The organism is Paenarthrobacter sp. Z7-10, from assembly GCF_026932795.1.
In the GTDB taxonomy this organism is placed as follows: domain Bacteria; phylum Actinomycetota; class Actinomycetes; order Actinomycetales; family Micrococcaceae; genus Arthrobacter_M.
Map to the genome: position 1 here is coordinate 26,228 of NZ_JADPVH010000032.1, position 19,866 is coordinate 46,093.

Annotated in this window: 17 protein-coding genes; 8 read left to right on the forward strand and 9 right to left on the reverse strand. The window is 63.3% G+C overall.

The window, feature by feature from the left end; translation table 11 throughout:
• Positions 1-69: 69 nt before the first annotated feature.
• Positions 70-912: a fumarylacetoacetate hydrolase family protein gene (locus tag IV498_RS11070; protein WP_269046617.1), complete on the reverse strand. Its 843-nt coding sequence runs from the start codon at positions 910-912 to the stop codon at positions 70-72.
• Between the two features lie 401 nt (positions 913-1,313).
• On the opposite strand from IV498_RS11070, the gene IV498_RS11075 reads away from it, so the two are divergent.
• The 6 genes from IV498_RS11075 to IV498_RS11100 all read left to right on the forward strand — a co-directional run bounded on the left by IV498_RS11075 (position 1,314) and on the right by IV498_RS11100 (position 8,473).
• A complete protein-coding gene (locus IV498_RS11075) occupies positions 1,314-2,657 on the forward strand; it encodes an MFS transporter (protein ID WP_269046618.1) in 1,344 nt (447 codons plus the stop codon).
• A 60-nt stretch (positions 2,658-2,717) separates the two neighbouring features.
• Entirely contained in the window at positions 2,718-3,485 is a 768-nt protein-coding gene (locus tag IV498_RS11080) for an aspartate/glutamate racemase family protein (RefSeq protein WP_269046619.1), read from the forward strand.
• Between the two features lie 4 nt (positions 3,486-3,489).
• Entirely contained in the window at positions 3,490-4,935 is a 1,446-nt protein-coding gene (locus IV498_RS11085; protein WP_269046620.1) for a dihydroorotase, read from the forward strand.
• On the forward strand, positions 4,935-5,663 hold the full coding sequence (locus IV498_RS11090) for a maleate cis-trans isomerase family protein (RefSeq protein ID WP_269046621.1): 729 nt from the start codon (positions 4,935-4,937) through the stop codon (positions 5,661-5,663). The genes IV498_RS11085 and IV498_RS11090 overlap by 1 nt, the downstream gene beginning before the upstream one ends.
• A 56-nt stretch (positions 5,664-5,719) precedes the next feature.
• A complete protein-coding gene (locus IV498_RS19085; RefSeq protein WP_442951340.1) occupies positions 5,720-6,433 on the forward strand; it encodes a GntR family transcriptional regulator in 714 nt (237 codons plus the stop codon).
• A 414-nt stretch (positions 6,434-6,847) separates the two neighbouring features.
• Positions 6,848-8,473 carry a ribonuclease J gene (locus tag IV498_RS11100; RefSeq protein ID WP_269046633.1) on the forward strand — a complete coding sequence of 542 codons (1,626 nt, stop codon included), beginning with the start codon at positions 6,848-6,850 and terminating at the stop codon, positions 8,471-8,473.
• Between the two features lie 220 nt (positions 8,474-8,693).
• Here the strand turns inward: IV498_RS11100 and IV498_RS11105 are convergent, their stop codons facing one another.
• From IV498_RS11105 to IV498_RS11115, 3 genes are all read right to left on the reverse strand, one after another.
• A complete protein-coding gene (locus IV498_RS11105) occupies positions 8,694-9,071 on the reverse strand; it encodes a hypothetical protein (protein WP_269046623.1) in 378 nt (125 codons plus the stop codon).
• Positions 9,072-9,358: 287 nt separating this feature from the next.
• On the reverse strand, positions 9,359-9,544 hold the full coding sequence (locus IV498_RS11110; RefSeq protein WP_269046624.1) for a J domain-containing protein: 186 nt from the start codon (positions 9,542-9,544) through the stop codon (positions 9,359-9,361).
• 92 nt (positions 9,545-9,636) lie between these two features.
• The gene (locus tag IV498_RS11115) at positions 9,637-10,059 is read right to left on the reverse strand and encodes an Hsp20/alpha crystallin family protein (RefSeq protein ID WP_269046625.1); all 423 of its coding nucleotides are present in this window, start codon (positions 10,057-10,059) and stop codon (positions 9,637-9,639) included.
• 142 nt (positions 10,060-10,201) lie between these two features.
• Between IV498_RS11115 and IV498_RS11120 the strand changes: the two genes are divergently transcribed.
• Positions 10,202-10,534 (forward strand): MerR family transcriptional regulator, encoded by a 333-nt coding sequence (locus IV498_RS11120; protein ID WP_269046634.1) that lies wholly within the window; start codon positions 10,202-10,204, stop codon positions 10,532-10,534.
• A gap of 150 nt (positions 10,535-10,684) precedes the next feature.
• Positions 10,685-12,094: an HNH endonuclease signature motif containing protein gene (locus IV498_RS11125; protein ID WP_269046626.1), complete on the forward strand. Its 1,410-nt coding sequence runs from the start codon at positions 10,685-10,687 to the stop codon at positions 12,092-12,094.
• 32 nt (positions 12,095-12,126) lie between these two features.
• On the opposite strand, the gene IV498_RS11130 is transcribed toward IV498_RS11125, so the two are convergent.
• The 5 genes from IV498_RS11130 to IV498_RS11150 form a co-directional block, all read right to left on the reverse strand.
• Positions 12,127-12,264 carry a hypothetical protein gene (locus tag IV498_RS11130; protein ID WP_269046627.1) on the reverse strand — a complete coding sequence of 46 codons (138 nt, stop codon included), beginning with the start codon at positions 12,262-12,264 and terminating at the stop codon, positions 12,127-12,129.
• A gap of 132 nt (positions 12,265-12,396) precedes the next feature.
• The gene (locus IV498_RS11135) at positions 12,397-13,908 is read right to left on the reverse strand and encodes a Wadjet anti-phage system protein JetD domain-containing protein (RefSeq protein ID WP_269046628.1); all 1,512 of its coding nucleotides are present in this window, start codon (positions 13,906-13,908) and stop codon (positions 12,397-12,399) included.
• Positions 13,880-17,299, reverse strand: coding sequence for an ATP-binding protein (locus tag IV498_RS11140; protein ID WP_269046629.1), 3,420 nt, complete (start codon positions 17,297-17,299; stop codon positions 13,880-13,882). Before IV498_RS11140 ends, IV498_RS11135 begins: the two co-directional genes overlap by 29 nt.
• Complete coding sequence (locus IV498_RS11145; RefSeq protein WP_269046630.1) at positions 17,296-17,988, reverse strand: DUF4194 domain-containing protein; 693 nt, start codon at positions 17,986-17,988, stop codon at positions 17,296-17,298. Before IV498_RS11145 ends, IV498_RS11140 begins: the two co-directional genes overlap by 4 nt.
• Positions 17,985-19,427, reverse strand: coding sequence for a DUF3375 domain-containing protein (locus tag IV498_RS11150; RefSeq protein WP_269046631.1), 1,443 nt, complete (start codon positions 19,425-19,427; stop codon positions 17,985-17,987). Before IV498_RS11150 ends, IV498_RS11145 begins: the two co-directional genes overlap by 4 nt.
• Positions 19,428-19,866: the final 439 nt, after the last annotated feature.

Genomic DNA, 19,866 nt, shown 5'->3' on the forward strand with positions numbered 1-19,866 from the left:
TGCTTTCTGCGCCCCACTTCACCTCGAGATGACGGTCAGCTAGGGCAGGCCTGGTTGTTCTTTGACCTGTCAGGGCCGGAACTCCTGGCGTTGGCGGCCCAGTCCTTCGACCTCTATTTCCACCACGTCGCCGGCCTTCAGGTACGGGAAGCGTCCGGAGAGGGCCACGCCGGCCGGGGTTCCGGTGCAGATAAGGTCGCCCGGCTCCAGGACCAGGTACTGGCTGAGGTCCCAGACCAGGGTTTCGACATCGAAAACCATTCCTGCCGTCGAAGATTCCTGGCGGGGTTCGCCATTGACCCAGCTGCGGAGCCGCAGATTGCCGTAGTCCACTTCGTCTGCGGTCACGAGGTAGGGACCGGTGGGACAAAAACCGGCCGAACTCTTGCCCTTGGACCATTGGCCGCCGGAGACGTTGAGCTGGAAGTCGCGTTCGGAGAGGTCGTTCACGGTCACGAAGCCGGCGATGTAGTCTCTGGCGGCTTCCTTCGACTGAAGATAGGACGCTCTCTTCCCGATGACCACTCCGAGCTCCACTTCCCAGTCGGTCTTGGTTGATCCCCTTGGGATAGTGACGGCATCGTCCGGGCCCGAGACAGTGTTCGGCGCCTTGAGGAAAATGATGGGTTGCTCCGGTGGCAGGGAGCCGGATTCGGCAGCATGGGCCGCATAGTTCTGGCCAATGCCGACGACGGCGGACGGGCGGGAGATGGGGGCGCCGTACCGGATCCCTTCGCCCGGAATTTCCGGTAAGCCGCCGGCGGCCAAGGCCGCCGCGGCCTTGGCCGGGCCCCCGCCGCTGAGGAAGGCGCCGTCGATATCTGCCGTAAGGTGCTGGAGCGAAAAGAGTCGATCCTCCTGGACCAGGACGGGCACTTCGGCGCCGAGGGCTCCGATACGGGCGAATTTCATGGGCCGGGTCCTTCGATTGCGGTCCGGCAGTGCCGGGGGAGGATGACGTTAATGTCGCATCAGTATGGCACGTACGTCCACCTGAGAATTGGGCCGACCGAAAGTTACGCCAGCAGCTGGATCCGTATGGGATACCAAGATATCCTCTTCGGTTCGCCTGACGTCCGTCATAGTGACGCCCACGGGATGGGTAGGCTGCCCGGTTTTGCTCGCAGATGGTCTGCTGTGCGCCGGATTTAGGGTCGCGAAAGCGAGTTCTCTAAAAACTCTCCTTCGATTTTGATTGACAGTGACGCAAGCCACGTTCTACTCTGAGTTTTGGGATCCCAAAGTATTACCTCACCGTCGAGGCCGACGGCACCCGTTCTCCGCGCTGCCCGTCCATGCAAAGGATTACTCCAATGACCACCAACGAACCTACCGTCCAGATCGAGGCCGAACGGCCGCCCGCTGACGGCCCGCTGATCAAACGCAAGCCTACGAAAGTGCGCTGGAAGCTCTTCATCCTGCTCCTGCTTCTTGTCACGCTCAACTACGTGGACCGCGGCTCAATTTCCGTGGCCATGCCGCTGATCCAGAAGGAATTCCACCTCTCGCCGGAAGTCATCGGCGTCCTGCTCTCCGCCTTCTTTTTCGCCTACGCGTTGATGCAGGTCCCGGCTGGCTGGCTGATTGACCGCTTTGGGGCGCGCAAGATGGTCACGGTCTCCTGCGTCGGCTGGGGTCTGGCCACCGCAGCCTGCGGGTTGGCCTGGAACTTTGCGAGCCTCTTCACCGCCCGCGCCGCTATCGGCGTCACCGAGGCTGGCATCATGCCCTCCGGCGGCAAGCTCAATGCGACGTGGATGCCGCGGAAGGAGCGCGGTCGCGGGGCAACCATCCTGGACGCCGGCGCTCCGCTGGGTGCCGGCATCGGCGGTCTGGTCATCGCCGGCCTGATCGCGGCAACCGGCGGCTGGCGCGGTGCGTTCATCGCCGTCGGCATCGCCACCGCAGCTTTCGGCTTCCTGGCCTGGTGGTACATCCGCGACAATCCCCGCCTGCACAAGGGCACCAACGAGGCCGAGCTCGCCTACATTGAGGCCAGCCATGCCGAAGAGGATGCCAAGGCCGAAGCCTCCAAGGGTGCCGGACGCCGTGGGCTGCTCCCCTACCTGAAATTCCGCTCCTTCTGGTCCATGTGCTTCGGCTGGTTTGGCTTCAACGGCGTCTTCTACGGCCTGCTGACTTGGGGACCGCTGTACCTCTCCCAGGCGAAGCACTTCAATCTGGCAGCGGTCGGCTGGGGCACCTTCGCGATCTTCGGCGCCGGCTTTGTCGGCGAACTCCTCGGCGGCTTCCTCGCCGATTGGTGGCAGACCAAGGGCGCCTCCGCCAACCTGGTGATGCGGACCCTGCTGGGTATCTCCAGCCTGATCGTTGTCCTTGGCCTGATCGGCGTCACCCTCGTATCCGATCCCCTGACCGCCGTCTTCCTGCTCTCCGCCGTACTGTTCTTCCTGCGCTGGGTGGGCCTGTTCTGGAGCATCCCCGCGCTCCTGGGCGGCCGGACCAACGCCGGAATCCTGGGCGGAGCGATGAACCTCAGCGGAAACGTCAACGGATTCATCACCCCCATCGCCGTGGGCCTGATTGTCGGAGCCACCGGCGGCTACACCTGGGCTCTGCTCTACTTCGTGGGCTCGGCCGTCATCATGGCCGTCTCCGTTCTGACCATGGACTACAGCCGCCGGCTGCCGGTCTGATTCACCGGTCCGATCAACCGTCCTCCCGAAATCCCCTTCTTTTGCAGACAAGGCTTTGCCATGAAGATTCTGGTCATCAACCCCAACATCAGCGAAAGCGTCTCCGCGCTCATCCTGGCCGAGGCCGAACGCGCGGCCTCGTCGGGTACCGAGATCATCATCCGCACCGCCGCGTTTGGCGTGGAGTACATCGAAACGCGCGTTGAAGCGCTGCTGGCCGGCACAGCGGTGGCGCAGATCATCGCCGAGGAAGAGGGGAAGGTCGATGGCGTCGTCGTCGCAGCTTTTGGGGACCCGGGAATGCCGGCGCTGAAAGAGCTCGTGGACATTCCCGTCGTCGGCATCACCGAGGCGGCCATCTACACCGCGGCGCTGCAGGGCAGCCGGTTCTCCATCGTCGCGATTTCGCAGCGGATCAAAGCCTGGTACCGGGAGTGCGTGGAGCGCAACGGCATGGGGGCCAGTCTTGCCTCGATCCGTTCGCTGCAGGATTCCCTGGGCAGCATCGGCTCCGTCCAGGACGAATTCAGGGACAAGCTCCTGCAGCTGGCCCACGACGTCGTGGACCATGACGGGGCCGACGTCGTCATCCTGGCCGGTGCCCCGCTGGCCGGCCTGGCCCGGGAGATCGGTGCCGAGATTCCCGTCCCCGTCGTCGACGGGATCTCCGCCGGCGTTAAACAGTGCGAACTATTAGTCGGCCTCAACGGCGGAATCCACCGAAAAGGCAGCTATGCCCGGCCACCGCAGAAGAGCAACGCAGGTCTCTCGCCCGACATCACCCGCACCCTGGACCGGGGCTTCCTGACGAGCCAGAAGGGCAACTAGAACCATGACCGTGGATCTGCTTATCACCAACGCCACCATCGTTAACGCGGACAGCACCATTGAGGGGCACATCGCCGTCCGGGACGGTCGCATCGCCGCCATCTACGGCGCCGGGACCTCCCCGGGTCTGCTGCCCGACGCCGCCCGCAGCCTTGATGCAGGCGGCCGCACCGTGATCCCGGGGGGCGTGGACTCACACGTCCACGTGGAACAGATGACCGGCGCATATAAGTCCCTGGATACCTATGAGACCGCCAGTGTCGCCGCGCTGTGGGGAGGGACGACGACGATCATGGACTTTGGCATTCCGGCGGACTCGAGCGAAACTCCCCTTGAGGCGGCGGAGAACAAGATGCGGCTGGCCCGTGTGTCCCGCTGCGATGTGGCCCTGCACGGAGCAGTGATCGACTGGGACGACACGGTTCCGGCCCAGCTGGAGCGTTTGGCTGAGCATGGCATCCGGTCGGTGAAGATGTACACCACCAACCGCGGCTCCACGATGGCCAATGGGGACACCATAGTGAAGGTGATGCGGGAAATGGCGCGGTTGGACGGACTGACGTACATCCACGCCGAACACGATTCGATCATTGTCGACTGCCTGGCGCAACAGGGGCTGAAGCAGGACGCCGTGGAACAGCACGGCACCCGCGGCGCGGTCCCGCTGGAACATCTGCACCACACCCGCCCCGAACTGGCCGAAGCGACCTCCGTCGCCGAGGTCCTCGCCATGGCCGAATACACCGGCTCCGCCGTCTACTTTGTCCACCAGACCATTCCCGAGGCCGTCGCTTTGGTCCAGAACGCCCGGTCCCGCGGGCTGGAGGCCTATTCCGAGACCTGCCCGCACTACCTCACCCTGGATGAGGACGTTTACGCCTCCGAGTTCCCGGAAAAGTATGCCTGCTGCCCGCCCATCCGCAGCCGCGAGGCCGTGGAGGCCTTGTTGGAGCGCGTCCGGGCCGGAGAAGTGCACACCATATCTTCCGACCATTCCTGCTACAACCTGGAACAGAAGCGGTCCCGAAGCGATGACGTGCGGTTCATGCCGCATGGGCTGCCCGGCATTGAGACCCGGATGCCGGTGGCCTTCACCACCTTGGTGATAGAGCAGGGTATGCCCGTCCAGCAGTTCGTTGAGCTGTTCGCCACCGGACCCGCGCGGATCAACAGGCTGACCGGCAAGGGCATCATCGCACCCGGCTACGACGCCGACCTGGTCATCTTCGATCCCGACGAAAGGCGCGTGGTGGACGGACGGGCCCTGCACATGGGCACCGACTTTTCTCCCTTTGACGGCATGGAACTGGCCGGTTGGCCCTCCACCGTGGTCATGGGCGGCCGCGTGGTGCTCCACGAGGACCGGTTCAGCGATCCGGGTCCCACCGGCCGCTTCCTGCAATGCCGCGACGCCAACAATAAGGCCGCCCTGGACGGAAAGGCACTCTAATGTCCTCTCGCCCCGTCCGCATCGGCATGATCGTGCCCTCCTCCAACACCTGCCTGGAACCGCAGACCTACCGGATCCTGGGCGACCGGACCGATGTCACGGTCCATTCCACCCGAATTGCCGTCACCCGCATCGCGCTCGATTCCGGTTCGGACAAACAGTTCGACTTCCGCACTATGCTGGACGCGGCCGAGCTGCTCAAGACCGCCGAAGTGGATGTGGTGGCCTGGAACGGCACGGCTGGTTCCTGGCTCGGGGTGGACCACGATCGGGAAACGGTCCGGCAGATCACCGAAGCAACGGGCATACCCGCGACGACGTCCACCTTGGCCTACTTGGATGCCTTCCAGGCCTTCGGGATCTCCCGGATTGGGCTCGTTACCCCCTATACGCAGGATGTCAACGATGCAGTGGTCAGGATCTACCGGGGCGAAGGCATTTCGGTAACCAGCGAGCGGCACCTGGGTCTGAGCATCAATGAATCGTTTGCCCGGGTGGATCCGTCCGAGCTGCTAGAACCGTCGAAGGACCTGCTGGAACGTCCGGGCGAGCGCCCGGAGGCACTGATCTACCTGTGCACCAACCTCTACGGGGCACCCGTGGTGGAGGAGGTGGAGCGTGAATATGGTGTGCCGGTCCTGGACTCCGTGGCCGTGACGCTGTGGAAGTGCCTCACCCTGGCAGGGGCAGCCGGGCTGGAGCCGCGGTGGGGACGCTTGCTGGCATGAGCGCGCCCGCTCCGCGCCGGCGCGACCGGAGCTCGGTTACGCCTGGGATGGCTAACATGAAGAGTAAAGGACTCTTCAAGAAATTAGTACGTCAGGACGGGACAGCTTTGCCATCACTGAGCGAAGGAACACTACGCGATCAGCCCCTGCGTGAAATAGTCCGGGACAAGATCCGGCAGCGGATTTATAGTGGCCAGTACGCGCCAGGTGGCCGACTGATTGAGCGCGACCTGGCAGACGAGTTCGATGTCTCGCGGCTTCCGGTTAGGGAAGCGCTCCGCATGCTTCGTGAGGAAGGGTTGGTAGCCGAACGCTCTACCCGCGGCCTGGTAGTCCGGGAACTGACCCGCGCCGATGTGGAGGAACTCTTCGACGTACGAGAAGCGCTGGAGGCGATGAGCTGCCGGCTGGCCGCTCAGCGTGCCACGGATACGGATCTGCTGGCCCTGAAGCGGCTCCTGGAGGAGGCGAAGGATGCCACGGGTCGTCAGGATGCCGGTGCTGCCCGTGAAGCCAACGGCAGGTTCCACGACGAGATCCCTCGGATGGCACACAACGAACTGCTCCGCAATATCCTGGAACCACTCCACGGACGGCTGCAATGGCTGTTTCGCCAAACGGACGACCTGGAACTGCTCTGCAGCGAGCACGAACAACTGCTCGATGCTATCGCTTCCGGGGATACGGAACTCGCGGCCCGGGCTGCTGAGCAGCACGTGCGCTCCAGCCGACACCGGACCCTGCACGCCCTTTTTCAGCAGGCGCAGTAGCTCCACACCGGCGGCGCCGATGCTTAGGGTCTGGACTCTTCGATGGGTGTTCACGATGCCTTGCTCGAAACCCCGGACGGCTTCCCCCTCCGCCGCAGGTTTTTGCAGGCGGCGACGTCGGATAGCTTCCGCCCTCTAAGCGGCCGTTGGAAAGGATGGCCGGCTTATGGGAAACTTGAAGCTGCGGGCCCTCCACAACGCAGTGGAAACAAACCCAAGAACCGCCGGCGCACCTTGCTTAAGGAATGAGCCGCCGGTCCCAAATTTTTGCTTGACCGCCGGCCCCAAAGTTTTTTTGGGTAGACCGGCACAGAATGTCCCGGCTGGACCAGCCGGCTTCCACGAACGAAAGTGAATCATTTGAAGCAGCCCGAGCACATCACGTCCGCCCCACCCACACTCGCCAAGGGCGCCATGCGGGTGATTGCGCTGGGCGGGCTGGGGGAAATCGGCCGCAACATGACGGTCTTCGAATTCGGCGGCAAGCTCCTGATTGTGGACTGCGGCGTCCTCTTCCCGGAGGAGCACCAGCCCGGCGTCGACGTCATCCTTCCGGACTTCACGTCCATCCGCGACCGGCTGAACGACGTCGTCGCCCTGGTCCTGACACATGGCCATGAGGACCACATCGGCGGTGTCCCGTACCTGCTGCGCGAACGACGTGACATTCCCGTCGTCGGCTCGAAGCTGACCTTGGCTTTCATCAAAGCGAAACTCAAGGAACACGGCATCAGCCCCCGGGTGGTCCAGGTGCAGGAAGGCAGTCAGCAGAAATTCGGCCCCTTCGACACTGAATTCTTCGCCGTCAACCACTCCATCCCGGACGGGCTGGCCGTGGCCATCAAAACCAGCGCCGGTACGGCCCTGCACACCGGCGACTTCAAGATGGACCAGTTCCCGCTGGACGGGCGGATCACCGACCTGGCCGGTTTCGCCCGGCTCGGCAAGGAGGGCGTGGACCTGTTCCTGACGGACTCCACCAACGCCGAGGTTCCTGGCTTCACCATTTCGGAGGAGGATCTGGCCCCGGCCATCGACACCGTCTTCCGCACCTCCAAGAAGCGCATCATCGTTTCCAGCTTCGCCAGCCACGTGCACCGCATTCAGCAGGTCATGGACGCGGCGCACCGGCATGGACGCAAGGTCGCTTTTGTGGGCCGGTCCATGGTCCGGAACATGGGCATCGCCCGCGAACTGGGATACCTCACCATCCCGCGCGGCATCCTGATTGATTTCAAGGCCGCGCAGAAAATGCCCGATGCCAAGGTCGTGTTGATCTGCACCGGCTCGCAGGGTGAACCGATGGCCGCGCTGGCCCGGATCGCGAACCGCGAGCACGAGATTGAGGTGGGCGACGGCGACACCGTCCTGCTGGCCAGCTCGCTGATTCCCGGCAATGAGAGTGCCATCTACCGGCTCATCAACGCGCTCACCAAGCTCGGCGCCAACGTGGTGCACAAGGGCAACGCCAAGGTCCACGTTTCCGGGCACGCCAGCGCCGGCGAACTCGCGTACTGCTACAACGTGGTCAAGCCGCGCAATGTGATGCCGGTGCACGGCGAATTCCGCCACCTCATCGCCAACGGCGACATCGCCATCAAGACCGGTGTCGAGGCGAACCGCGTGATCATCGGCGAGGACGGTTCGGTCGTGGACCTGCAGAACGGCAAGGCCGTCATCACCGGAAAGGTCTCCGCGGGCTTTGTCTTCGTGGACGGTCAGACCGTCGGCGGGGCCACCGAGGAGTCCCTGGAAGACCGCCGTCGGCTTGGCGAGGAGGGGCTCATCACGGTGCTGGCCATCGTCGACCCGGACACCGGAAAGCTCGCCGAAGACCCTGAGTTCTTCGTCCGTGGTTTTGTCCACGAGCCGGATAACTTCTCCGCGGCCATTCAGGCGGTGGAGAAGGCCCTGAGTACGCTGCCCCGCAAGCACACGGTGGCGCAGGTGGAGAGCCTGATCGAAGCGACAGTTGAGCGCTGGATGCAGCGGACCTACCGCCGCAAGCCCGTCATCACGGCCATCGTCGTCGACGCGTAGGGACAAAGCGGGCGGCAACGCTGCCATCACGGCAGGGAGGGTTCGGCCTCGGCCGGACCCTTTCTGCGTTTACGCGTTACCGACGACGGAAGCACGACGACGGCGGTCGCCCGCGTTGGCGACGACGGAAGGACGACGACGACGTCGGTCGCGGCGCGGTGAAGCGGACAGACACGGATTGCCTTTGGCCTAAGTGTTGGGAGCCTGTCTGTGCTGCGGCCTACTCCTGGACCCCGTAGATGAACTCTTCGGCATGGGCCACGGCCTTCTTGAAGCCATCATTGCGCAGGGCGACCTCCCGCTCCTTCCCTGCGCCCTTGCCTTCCAAGTACCCGGGGTAGCCGGGGCGAAGGACCCAGATGTCGCCGGCGGGTGGGAGGTAGAAAACGCCGAACGACCGGTGCTCCTCGTCGTCTGACCAGATGGGAACGACAGCGAGAGCGGCTCCGGTATCGGCATTGATCCACTGCGCCCGCGGCATGGGTTGGTTCTGCGCGGCTGGATCGAGGAACGGAGCGGACCCTTTCCCCCACCGTTCCTCAAAACGCTCGTGAAATGCCGGAATCAGATGGGCCTCGTAACTGCGCCATGCAGACATCAGGGGACTCCTTTTCAAAAGTAGTCAGTTGTTCGCGTAACCGCCACCCAGCCTTAGGTCAGTGCCTTGCGTTTCCGGGTGTCGGTTACCCGGTTCGCTACCCGGCTGGACCGTCTGGTTCCCGCCGGTTACCCGGCTCGGCCGTCTGGTTCCCAAAAGACCGGGCCGATTCTTATCAGAGGCTCGGAAGAAGGCACGGGGCGCGTCCGGATACGCAGCGCCCGAGCAATCGCGCATTCCCGCTGCCTGTCATATTCCCCGCGGCGGAACGGGTCACGCAGAACCTCTTAGGCCTCCATGATGACAGCCAGCGCCGCTTCACCTTCGGCGCGCTCCACCCCAAGCGTCGCCGGCTGGACATCGGGATGATGCGCGCGAACGAGTGCCTGGTAGACGTGCGTGATCTCGCGGGTAGAAGCGTCGGGCTGGACATTCAGCACCTCATACAGATCTCCCCTGGAATCGTCCGCCACCGTCACCTTCTTTCAGTGGACCATCCGTCGTCGAAGCCCGGCAGTGGTGTGGGTGGTTCCCGGCCTTCTTGAGACCGGGAACCACCCACGTCTCAGGCGTTGATCTCTTGCTGCTCCTCGGACCGTTCAATCTCGATCTTCCGCGGCTTGGCACGTTCAGCCACGGGGATCCGCAGAGTCAAGACCCCAGTGTCATAGCCCGCCTTGATATTCTCGGCGTCCAGGGTGTCACCCAGAATCAGCTGCCGGCTGAAGACTCCGCGCGGACGCTCAGATGCGATCAATTCAGTGCCTTCACCCGTCGGATCCTTCCGTTCCGCACGGACGGTCAAGACGTTGCGCTCCACATCCAGGTCCACCGAATCGACGTCCACTCCGGGCAGATCAAACGCCACGACGAAGGTGTTTCTTTCCCGCCAGGCGTCCATCGGCATCGCGGCTGGCCGTGCAGGTGTGCCCAGCACCTGCTGAGCAATCCTGTCGAGTTCGCGGAACGGGTCCGTAAGCATCAACATAGTTTTCCTCACTCCCTCAACCTGATGGTGTATTCATTTCTGGATATCCAGCTACCTGTGGTAGCGGATATAGATTTTTGATACCACCCGTGCCAGACTAAGTGCAAGTGAAGCCACAAAAATATTTGGAGGGCCTGAATTGATGATCCAGGTACCAGATCCGCGGCGAGGCGTGTATGCCATTTCTGTAGCAGCCGAGCTCGTAGGGACGGGTCAGCAGAATCTTCGTCTCTACGAACGCAAAGGTTTAGTGGAGCCAAGCCGTACGTCCGGTGGAACCCGTAAGTACAGCGATGAGGACTTGGTGACGTTGCGAAGAGTCGATCGGCTCCTAGGTGAAGGGCTGAACCTCGCGGGTATTCGTATGGTCCTTCGCCTCGAAGCAATCAACGAAAAACTGTCCAAGGAACTGGGAGAGCTCAGAGAACCGGGCGAGGTCAAAACGGCTAAGGAACGCCAGCGCAAGTCGCGATAAGCTGCGAAGCCCTGGCGAGTGTGGGCGCCACCGCCTTACGCAAGCTTGCCCGAGCGCTGACTTGTCCTGCACAGGTGGGTAGGGGTCGGTGGGACCGCACATAGCGGGCATGGGGTCTGATGTTGGCTGCGGGCCCGGCGTAGCGTTGTTGTGGGAATCGGTGGTACGGGATTTGCGGAGCTGCAGGGCAAGGATGGTGCGGCTCTGCTGGCCGATGCCGTTGCCGCCTTGGAGGTCTTCAACCTCGGTTTCACAGATTCCGCTGCTGGGTTGGACAAGGCTGAACTGCTGGAACGGGCGGACCTGCTTGAGCGGGCCTCGCGGGCCCTTCAGTTTGGACAGGTTATTGCTGTGCACGCCATTGACAGCCAAAACTTGGCCCGCACCGGTGACACGGATACCGTGTTCTGCTGGGATGTGTCGGAGGGACAAAAATCCGGGTACCGCAACACGCAGGAGTATCTGGTGGACCGGCTGAGGATCTCCCGCTTTGAGGCCAACCGCCGTCTCGTCCTGGGCCGGGACCTCCTGGCCTGCTGCTCGCTCACGGGGCAAAGAGTGGAACCGCGCTACCCTTCCCTGGCCGTGGTGGCAGCGGCTGGGCTGGCGTCGACCGAAACTCTCGCGGCTGCCGCCAGCGCACTGGACCGGGTCCGCATCAAAGCCACTCCGTCCCAGCTCGCCGGCATGGAATCCGTATTGGCCGCGGCAGCGCCCCTGCAGGATCCGGGCCGGGTGACCATGGCCGCTAAACACCTCGAATACCTCATTGATCAGGACGGGAACCCGCCCAGTGAGGAAGAACTTAAAGCCCGCCAGGGTGTCCACCAGCACGGGACCAAACGCGGGCTCGAACATCTGGAAATCTTCGCCACCCAGGCCCAGTTCGAGGTCCTGACCACCGTGATGAACACCGGCACGAATCCCCGCACCCAGACCGACGAAGAACGAGCGGCCGACGACAGGACCCGCCCGCAGCGGATGCTCGACGCCCTGATCGGCGCCTGTAAGGGTGCACTGGCCACCGGGAACCTGCCCCGCTCCGGAGGTATCCGGCCCCAAATCCTGGTCACCATTGACTACAACCAACTGCTCGGCCGCCTTGAACGGGGCTGGGCACAGGGATCTTTCGCATTCACCGGTCCCGCTGCCGTCTCCACCCTCCGTCAACTCGCCTGCGACGCCGAGCTAATCCCCGTCGTGCTTAATGGCGAGGGCCGGATTCTGGATTTGGGACGCAGTGCCCGGCTCTTCAGTAAGGAACAACGACTGGCCCTTGCTGCCCGTGACGGCGGATGCTCCTTCCCCAGCTGCTCCATGCCCGTGGGGTGGACCGAGGCGCACCACGTGGACTACTGGCAAAACAACGGCCGCAGCAGCACCAACAACGGCTGCATGCTTTGCTCGCACCACCACCACCTGATCCACCAAGAAAATTGGCGGATTGACATCACCACCGGCGCGCCCTGGTTCATCCCTCCGCCGGATGTGGATCCGCAGCAAAAACCGCTCCGCAACACCTACTTTCGGCCACAAACACGCCTCGAACTCGCGCCCTGACTGGGCCGGGTACAGCGAAGCCTTCTAAGAGTTCAGGTGTGATTGTCGTTGCGATCAGCAATGACAGCCTTCGGGCTCATTTTGGCCGTTCCGGCGATCTTCGCTGGGGCGCTTTGCGGGCTCATTCCGGCCGTTCCGGCGATCTTCGCTGGGGCGCTTTGCGGGCTCATTCCGGCCGTTCCGGCGATCTTCGCTGGCCACCTTCGAGCTCTGGGGCGCTCCAATGAACCGGTACCTTGGACAGGCTTGCAACACAGATATAGGTTCTCGCTTCGCTGCTGGAGCCTTGAGCTCCAGCGGCATCAGGGCTGTGGCGGCAGTGCGTGGAGCGCCCAATCCCAGCGAATGAGCTCTTGTTCCAGCCGCACGGCTGGGCCGAACTCGTCATTGCCTAAGGCGTTGTAGAGGGCGGATTCGGCCGCGGTCAGTCTGGTCAGGGGCGCCCGTGAAGGCGAGGGTTCACGGACCCAGGCATCGCGGTGCGAGAGCAGGGTTTGCTGGTCCATCAGGATGCTGGTCACGTGGGGATGCACGGCCCGCAACTGGTCCAGGATCCGAAATCCGTGGGTATCCAGGTCACCCCAGTAGATAATGTTGCAGTTCCGAAGCCACGCGGCTTCCCGCAGTGCCGAGAAGCCGTAGCCGCGGCCGAAGAGGGCCAGTGTTCGGGGGCGTTCGGGCAGTGTAAGGAAGTTGATCAAGTTTTCGGTGGTAATCACGGTCTTTATTGGCAGCGAGAGGGAGCCGAAGGCTTCTGCCGTAACGGAAATGTCCCGGGCGTTGCCGAGGGCGACAATGTCCGGGTCCAGGATGCGGAAGCGGATTTGTTCGGGTGGGTGCAGGAATCCATGGCGGGCGGCGAAGCGTGCGGCAGGTGTCCGTTCGTCGGCATCGCCAAGCAGTGCGGCTCCGGTAGGCTCGCTGGTCAGGTCCTGGGCAGTCAGCTCTTGGTCCGTTTCGTTCGGACTCGTCAGCTCCTGACCGGGCACACCTACATCCTGACTCGCCGTCGAATTCCGGCCAGCTGCATCCCGGTTTGGTACGCCTTGCGCCGTCGTGTCCTTGCGGGCCGCGTCCCGGGGTGTGATGCCGTGCGCCGTTGCGTTATGGTCTGCTGCGTCCGGGGGCGTCATGTCGTGCGCCCTTGCGTGCCGGCCTTTCGCTGCTTCGCGTTCGTCAATCCCTGGGGCGGCGTCGATCGGGGCGGTCAGCTGCAGTGCGTCAGCCATTTCGTCGATGGTCCGGCGGTGCGTTTCGACGAACTTAGTATGCACGCCGGGCAGGCTCAACTGGCGGACGTAGATGCCGGGTGCCGGGTTGTCGCGCAGCCACATAGCGGCTTGTGCGGCGATGGGTGCGGCGTCGCCGAGGTCCAGCAGCTGCAATGGCCGTCTCGCGATCCAGCTTCCCAGCGCGGCATCGAGCTCCCCGAGTCGCGCGGCCAGGTTCTGGAACCGCGCGGCTTCTGCACTTTTGCCGGCGAAGGCGATCTCATCTTCCACGGTGGCGAAGACCGCGGCGGAGGGGAGCCGGTTGGAGCCGATGGTGGTGCGTCCAACGTCGGCGGTTTCCAGGGTGTACTTGCCGGCGGCGGCGAAAAGCTCGGCGGCCCAGCTGTGGGCGGCGGCGTAGTCGTTGCGTAGTTCCGCCGCCGTTGGCCGTTTCAGCGGGCGACGACGGGGATAGGTCTCGGTGGGCGTCACGAGTTCGCGCAGCAGTTGACCCTTGTCCCAGGATGCTTTGGAGAGTCTGCGCAGTTGGGCCAGAGTGGTCCAGGAATGTGGGTCAGCCGGCACGCTTGTCCCGTTCGGCACGGTATTCCTGGATGGTCATGTTGCGCAGCTGGGAGTCGTTGCCGTTGGGATTGGCGACGAATCCGACGTGGGAGACAAAGGGCTCAATGACGTGGATCTTCTGCAGCGGGGTGACGATGAGCAGCTGCAGTTTCATCCGCTGGAAGAGCTCAAGGCCGTACCGGGCGGATTCGTCCGATCCGCGGCCGAAGGCTTCATCAATGACGACGAATCGGAAGCTGCGGCCCTTCGCTCCGGGGCGTCCAACCCCGCGTGCTGCGTCTTTGCCCGCGCCCAATCCAAATTGGAAGGCCAAGGCGGCGGCGAGGATGGTGTAGGCCAGTTTCTCCTTCTGGCCGCCTGACTTTCCGCCGGAATCGGTGAAGTGCTCGTATTCCTCGCCGGTTTCGGTCCATTTTTCCGAGGCGGAGAAGGTGAACCAGTTGCGTACGTCGGTGACTTTAGTCGTCCACCGTTCGTCCAAGGTGGTGAAGCCGTCACGACCGCGGAAGCGTTCGATCAACCGCTCCACCTGGAGGTATTTCTTTTCGGAGTATTGGTCCTCATCGCCAATGGTGCCTTCGGAACAGGCTCTCAGGTCCATGCCGAACTGGCGGACGTCCAAATCGGTGGTGTTTTGGTGCTCCAGTTGGATATGACGGCCGGGGTTATAGTCGATGCCAGCCAGGGAGAGGTTGATCTCCCCAATCCGGTTCACAATGTCCTGCCGGCGGCTGTCCAGGAACGCGTTGAAAGCTACGACTTCGTGGATGGTGTTCTGGTTCAGTGACTCCTTGAAGTGCGCCTCGAAGCGAGGCAAGTCGTTGCTGACCAGCTGGTCCAGGAGCCTGTTGAATTCGCTGGCAGATTCCAGCGATGCATCGATTTCGGTGGTTTCGTTCGGGTACTTGTTACGGAAATCGGCCATCTGCCGCACCGTGCTTTCAGCGGCCCGGGCAATGCGCTTGGCCAGGGCGTCGATGGTTTCGGTCAGCCGGGAGCGCACGGCACTTTCCACGGTACCGGTGTTTTTATACGTCAGTGGTTTACCGGCGAGTTCCGCCGAGGCGAGCTTTGCGACGGCAGCCAGCACGCCGCCGTCGTCCGTCACTGGCGTTCCGGTCAGCATGGTGCGGCATTCCTCAATCGCCTCGGCGATGTCCTTGCCGTCCTTGTCGTTGGCACCGAGGCGTTGTTGGATCTTTCCGACGCGTTCATCCAGCCGTGTCAGCCGGGTTTTCAGCTCCGATTCGCGGGCGGTCAGCTGCGCCAGAATGTCGCTGGCGGATTCGAGCTCAAGTTTTTCCTTCTTCAGCTCCTCGATGTGGCGGGCGGTGAGCTGCCAGCCGATCTCGGCGAAATCCGCCACGGAGCGCAGGCTCCCGAGTTGCTGGTTGGACCGCCCCAGCTTGCCCAACGACGCGTCCACTTTGGCGAGCTGTGCCTCGGTGCTGGCCAGTTGGCCGTTGACGTTCTCCAGCTCGGCATGGAAGCGGCTGATCTTATCGTGGTTGTCCCAGCCGAGTACGTAGCTTTTGCGGTCCGTAAGGTCCCGGCGGTCATCCTTCTCATGTCGGCCGCGGCCGCCCTTGAGCTGGCCGTTGGCCGTGAGTGCCTTGGGATGCCGGCGGAAGTCCTCCATGCTGTCCGCGCAGAAGTAGTCGAAGCGGCCGGCCAGTTCGTCCAGCAGAAAGTCGCGGAATGGAGTGCCGGCCTTGATGGCGATCTTGGCAGCCAGGGTACCCGCGGCGGCAGTTTTCGGCGCGTACGCACCGCCGATCCGCAGGTAGACCAGACGGCCGCGGAGGTTGTTGCCGTCCACCCAGTTGCTGACTGCTGCGTAGTGCTCGTCCGGGACGAGCAGAGACAGGGCAAAGCCGTGCAAGGTGCGTTCGGCCGCGCCTTCCCACGGTGCTTCGCCGTCACGGACGCGCAGAAGTTCGCCGGCGTAAGGGAGGGCGCTTTCGGTTATGCCGGTGCCGTCACACAGCCGACGGCGTAGCTCCAGTTGAGGGCGCGGCAGCAGGTTTGGACGGGATTGCAGGCTGGTCAGATCAGCCCGCAAGTCCGCGGCGTGCCCGGTCAGCTCCGCCCACGTAACGGTCAGGTCGGTGCGGCGGCCGTGCAGGCTTGCCGACTGGCCAGCCAGGCCCGCTTCCACTTCATCGAGCCGGGCGCGGTTCGCGTCGAAAGCAACGCGGTTTTCGGCGGTCGGCAGGCCAAGTTCCACCGCGGCCGTGGAGTAGGTTTCGAAGCGCTGGCGCTGGGTTCGGGATTCTGCCGTCAGCCGGTCTGACTCGGCATCGATGGCCGCCAGCCGGCCACCGCCGTTGCTGCGGATATCCTCCTGGATTTCGGAAAGTTCGTGCCGCTGCGTGGTGACTTCGGCGGCGAGTGCTTCGCTGTCCTCTTCCAGTCGTTGGCCGGTCCGTTCCAGCTCCGCCTGGTGTTCAAGGCTAAGCTCCAGCCGCCTGTCCGTGAACCAGGGATGCAGCTGGTCCCGCTGCGCGCGGGCCCGCTCGTCGTCCGCGCTGAGCCGGGCGTACTGCGCCGCGCCGTCCCGAATGGGCGTCAGGAGCGTGATCTGGTCTTTAGCCCGCAACACCGCATCGTGGGCTTTTTTGAGGTCGTCGAAGTGGTGGATGAGGTTACCGATCCTGGTGGCGACGTCGTCGTCCTCCAACATGTTGGTGCGCACGAAGGAGGTGATGTTCTCCACCTGCTTCATGGACACGGTGCGGTGGAACAGGTCCATGGCCTGGTTCCCGCCGATGCCGAACTGCCGCTTGAATGCCGCGGCGTAGGGGTCGAAGGAGTCATGGACGGCTACGCCCTGGGCCCGCAGCTTCTTCTTCAGCTTGGCCGGATCCTTGCCGAAATGGGAAAAGTCCGCCGCGATTGACTGGTCCGCTTCGGCGAGGGAGTAGAAGCGGTTCGGCTGGCCTGCCTCCTGCGTTGCCCACAGGGTGATTGCCAGGGTGACCGATTTGTCCAGGACAGCGTTGTGGAACACGCCCAACACAACCGACAGCGCATCGGTGCCACGCAGGGCCACCGGCTTGGAATGTTCCCCGCCAAGGCTTCGGGTGCTTTTGTGGAAGCCCCGGACGTAGGACATCAAACTGCGTTCCTTCTTCTGCGCGCCCGCGGCCTTGTTGTACTCAATCCGGTTTGCTGGCAGCAGCAACGTGGTGATGGCGTCCACCACCGTCGATTTACCTGAGCCAATATCGCCGGTCAGCAGACTGTTGGCGCCGTCCAGCCGGAAAACCCGGACACCTTCATGGAAGGTGCCCCAGTTCAGCAGCTCCAACCGGTGCAGCCGGAATCCCGGCTGGCCGCCGTCGTCCTCCAGAGCCTTGTCTTCGGGCTCCTCAAGGCTGAAAAGACTGTCCTGCAATTCGATACTCATCGGTCCTCCGCCTCTGTGGCGCCAGCTGTGTGCGGGGTAACTGCCGGCCCGGTGCTGTTGTGGGCAACTGCCGGCCTTGCGTCGTCGTCGTTCGTGCCGGCACCGCCGAGTGATGTTCGGTAGTCGGCCAACCGGGCATCAAATTCTTCCAGCCATTGTGCGTCAACGTAGGCCTTGAGGATGCGAGCCACCTCGTACGTGCCGGGCTGTCCGCGCAATTTCCGCAGGAACCCCAGCTCGAGGACCTTCTTGATATTGGCACCCAATTGATCCAGGACTCGGGCCTCGTTGCTCGACTCCGGGAGGAAGACCGAGACCATGTCCGCAATGTCCTGCTCGGTCATGATGAGCCGGAGTTCGCTGCTGTTCGTGTCGAATTCGAGCATCCGCCCACGCAGCAGCGCCAGCAGCAGGCTGACGTTGAAGGTCAGCTGGCGTCGCGGGATCAGCCGGGGAAGGGTGCCGTCCGCATCTTCGCGCGACTTGAGGAAGGCGTACCCCTCCGACTCATCCAGGATCAGGTCTAAACCCAGCACCGCAACGTAGTCCCGGACTTGGGAGACCAGTCCCAGCAGTGACTGCCAGAGCTTTTCGTCCCCTTCGGCGTAGACCACACCCTTAAACAGGCGGGTGACGACGGCGGGAAGTTCCTCCGGCGTCCGGGTAACCGAAGCGTCAACGTCCGTCATGCGGGCCTTCCAAACAGAATCTGATCAACAGTGGCTTCCCGCAGGCTTCCGTCCGGCAGGGTCCAGGACAATTGCTGCAGGACGGACGGGTCGATGCTGGCCCAGTCCGATTCCGTTGCCAGTTGGTAGTAGGCCACGATTTCGGCAAGTCCCTGGGACAGCGGATGTGCGGCCGTGATCTCCGCGAGGGTGGCCTGTCCGGCATCGGCGAGGACAGCGTCGATATTGGCTTTGAGCCGGTCCGGATCCACATGGAATTGGTTGAACAGCGCGCCCGCGTCCACGTCGCCGTCGTCCGCCGTGACGACGTCGTCGTCCACCACGGTGCGCCGGCTCGGTTCATACAGTGGGCGCTCGAAGGGCAACGACACGTCCACTGTGGGCGCCGCGATTTCGGCGAAGATGCCCGGTGGTACCTGCCCGCGCAGGCCCAAGGCGCCGGATTCGACACTGCGGACCAGCTGCATGATCCGCTTGTTTTCCAAGAACACCTTGTCGTCCAAAAGGCGCCGCATCTGCTGTGACAACTGCCGGACGGTTCCTTGGGTTTGTTCAACGGCCGGCAGCCAATCCTGATGCAGCGTGGTGACCGACTGCAGGCTTTCCACGTTGGCCAGGGCCTCGATTTTCGTGGCGCGCTCCAGCAGGTCACGCAGTTCGGTGCGCAGCTGTGGCGACATGAGGTAGTCCCAAAATCCCTGGAACGTCCGACCCTGCAGCGAACTGGTGATGTCCTGCTGATTGGCGAAAATGGAGGCCAGCAGTTCGCCCTGGCTGCCGTCCCAGGTGGCAATCTGTTCCCGGACCTGGCGGTCCAGCCGACGGAAGTTCTGCTCTACCTCGCGGAAGTCGGAGAGCAGGTCCTTGGCCAGCGTGGTGAGCTGCTGGAAGTGGTCCAGCGCCTCAGGAGCGCTCATCACCCGGACGTTGCCGGTGCGGATCCGTTCCATCTCGGCATCTATGCCGTCGCGCTGGCGCGCCAGTTCCGCAAGACGCACTTCGGGGTCCGTTTCCGACTGTTGGACAAGGGTCTTGAGCACCGCGAAAATGCTGGTGAGGCGGGATTGAGTGGCCACGAAGTCGCGGCCGCGGAGGCTTTCCACCCACCGGACCACGTCCTCCGATGCTGCGGTGAGGTCGTAGCGGGGCTCATCCTGGCCGGGCAGATAGTACTTTCGCAGCCAGGCACGTTCCGGCGCTGCCCACTCGTCCAGGTACTCCGATGCCGGACGGGGAAATCTGTCCTCGCCGAAGGAATCCCGGAGGCCGAACAGCAGGTCATCGAGGATGTCGATCAGCTGCTGGCGTCCGATATTGCGCTGGTTCGGTCCGGTGAAGGCCGTCATGAACAGGCACACCGCCAGTGGAGCGTTTTGGGCGCGAAGCAGGGACCATCCGGCGTGGTTTTCACGCAGCGCATTAATTGCGTAGTAGTCCATCTGATCCTCTGCTGCGGCTGCTCAATGCTGCACTCTTCGGCCGTTCCGCCGCCTGCCACTGCCGGGTCTTTCGCTCAACATTAACGGGCACGGCTACCCCATCTATGGTACGCACAAGCCATGGCCCTTTTCTGAGTAAACCGGCGCTGTCCCTGGCTCCCCCGCTCCACCACCCAAAGCCATCCCCCCTCCACCATCGAAAGCCGGCCCCCTCCACCATCGACTGAGCGGTTGGTGCGCGATACAGCGCTGGGTCGCGCATGAACTGCTCACTCGATTGGGGTGGGAGGGGTGAGGTGTGTCAAGGATGTGAGACAGTCGGCTGGTTTCTTGTTGGTTAGGCAGCGGTTGGCAGCGATTGCTGGTTTGGCTTGAAATTGGTCATTGCGGTGGTCGGTGGGAGTCCTTTGTTGTGGCTGTGTGGGCGCCAGCGGTTGTA

Excerpts from the sequence above, each read along its gene's own strand:
- IV498_RS11070 (WP_269046617.1), bottom strand. The coding sequence starts at position 912 with ATGAAATTCGCCCGTATCGGAGCCCTCGGCGCCGAAGTGCCCGTCCTG.
- IV498_RS11075 (WP_269046618.1), top strand. The coding sequence starts at position 1,314 with ATGACCACCAACGAACCTACCGTCCAGATCGAGGCCGAACGGCCGCCC.
- IV498_RS11080 (WP_269046619.1), top strand. The coding sequence starts at position 2,718 with ATGAAGATTCTGGTCATCAACCCCAACATCAGCGAAAGCGTCTCCGCG.
- IV498_RS11085 (WP_269046620.1), top strand. The coding sequence starts at position 3,490 with ATGACCGTGGATCTGCTTATCACCAACGCCACCATCGTTAACGCGGAC.
- IV498_RS11090 (WP_269046621.1), top strand. The coding sequence starts at position 4,935 with ATGTCCTCTCGCCCCGTCCGCATCGGCATGATCGTGCCCTCCTCCAAC.
- IV498_RS19085 (WP_442951340.1), top strand. The coding sequence starts at position 5,720 with ATGAAGAGTAAAGGACTCTTCAAGAAATTAGTACGTCAGGACGGGACA.
- IV498_RS11100 (WP_269046633.1), top strand. The coding sequence starts at position 6,848 with ATGCGGGTGATTGCGCTGGGCGGGCTGGGGGAAATCGGCCGCAACATG.
- IV498_RS11105 (WP_269046623.1), bottom strand. The coding sequence starts at position 9,071 with ATGTCTGCATGGCGCAGTTACGAGGCCCATCTGATTCCGGCATTTCAC.
- IV498_RS11115 (WP_269046625.1), bottom strand. The coding sequence starts at position 10,059 with ATGTTGATGCTTACGGACCCGTTCCGCGAACTCGACAGGATTGCTCAG.
- IV498_RS11120 (WP_269046634.1), top strand. The coding sequence starts at position 10,202 with ATGATCCAGGTACCAGATCCGCGGCGAGGCGTGTATGCCATTTCTGTA.
- IV498_RS11130 (WP_269046627.1), bottom strand. The coding sequence starts at position 12,264 with ATGAGCCCGCAAAGCGCCCCAGCGAAGATCGCCGGAACGGCCGGAATG.
- IV498_RS11140 (WP_269046629.1), bottom strand. The coding sequence starts at position 17,299 with ATGAGTATCGAATTGCAGGACAGTCTTTTCAGCCTTGAGGAGCCCGAA.
- IV498_RS11145 (WP_269046630.1), bottom strand. The coding sequence starts at position 17,988 with ATGACGGACGTTGACGCTTCGGTTACCCGGACGCCGGAGGAACTTCCC.
- IV498_RS11150 (WP_269046631.1), bottom strand. The coding sequence starts at position 19,427 with ATGGACTACTACGCAATTAATGCGCTGCGTGAAAACCACGCCGGATGG.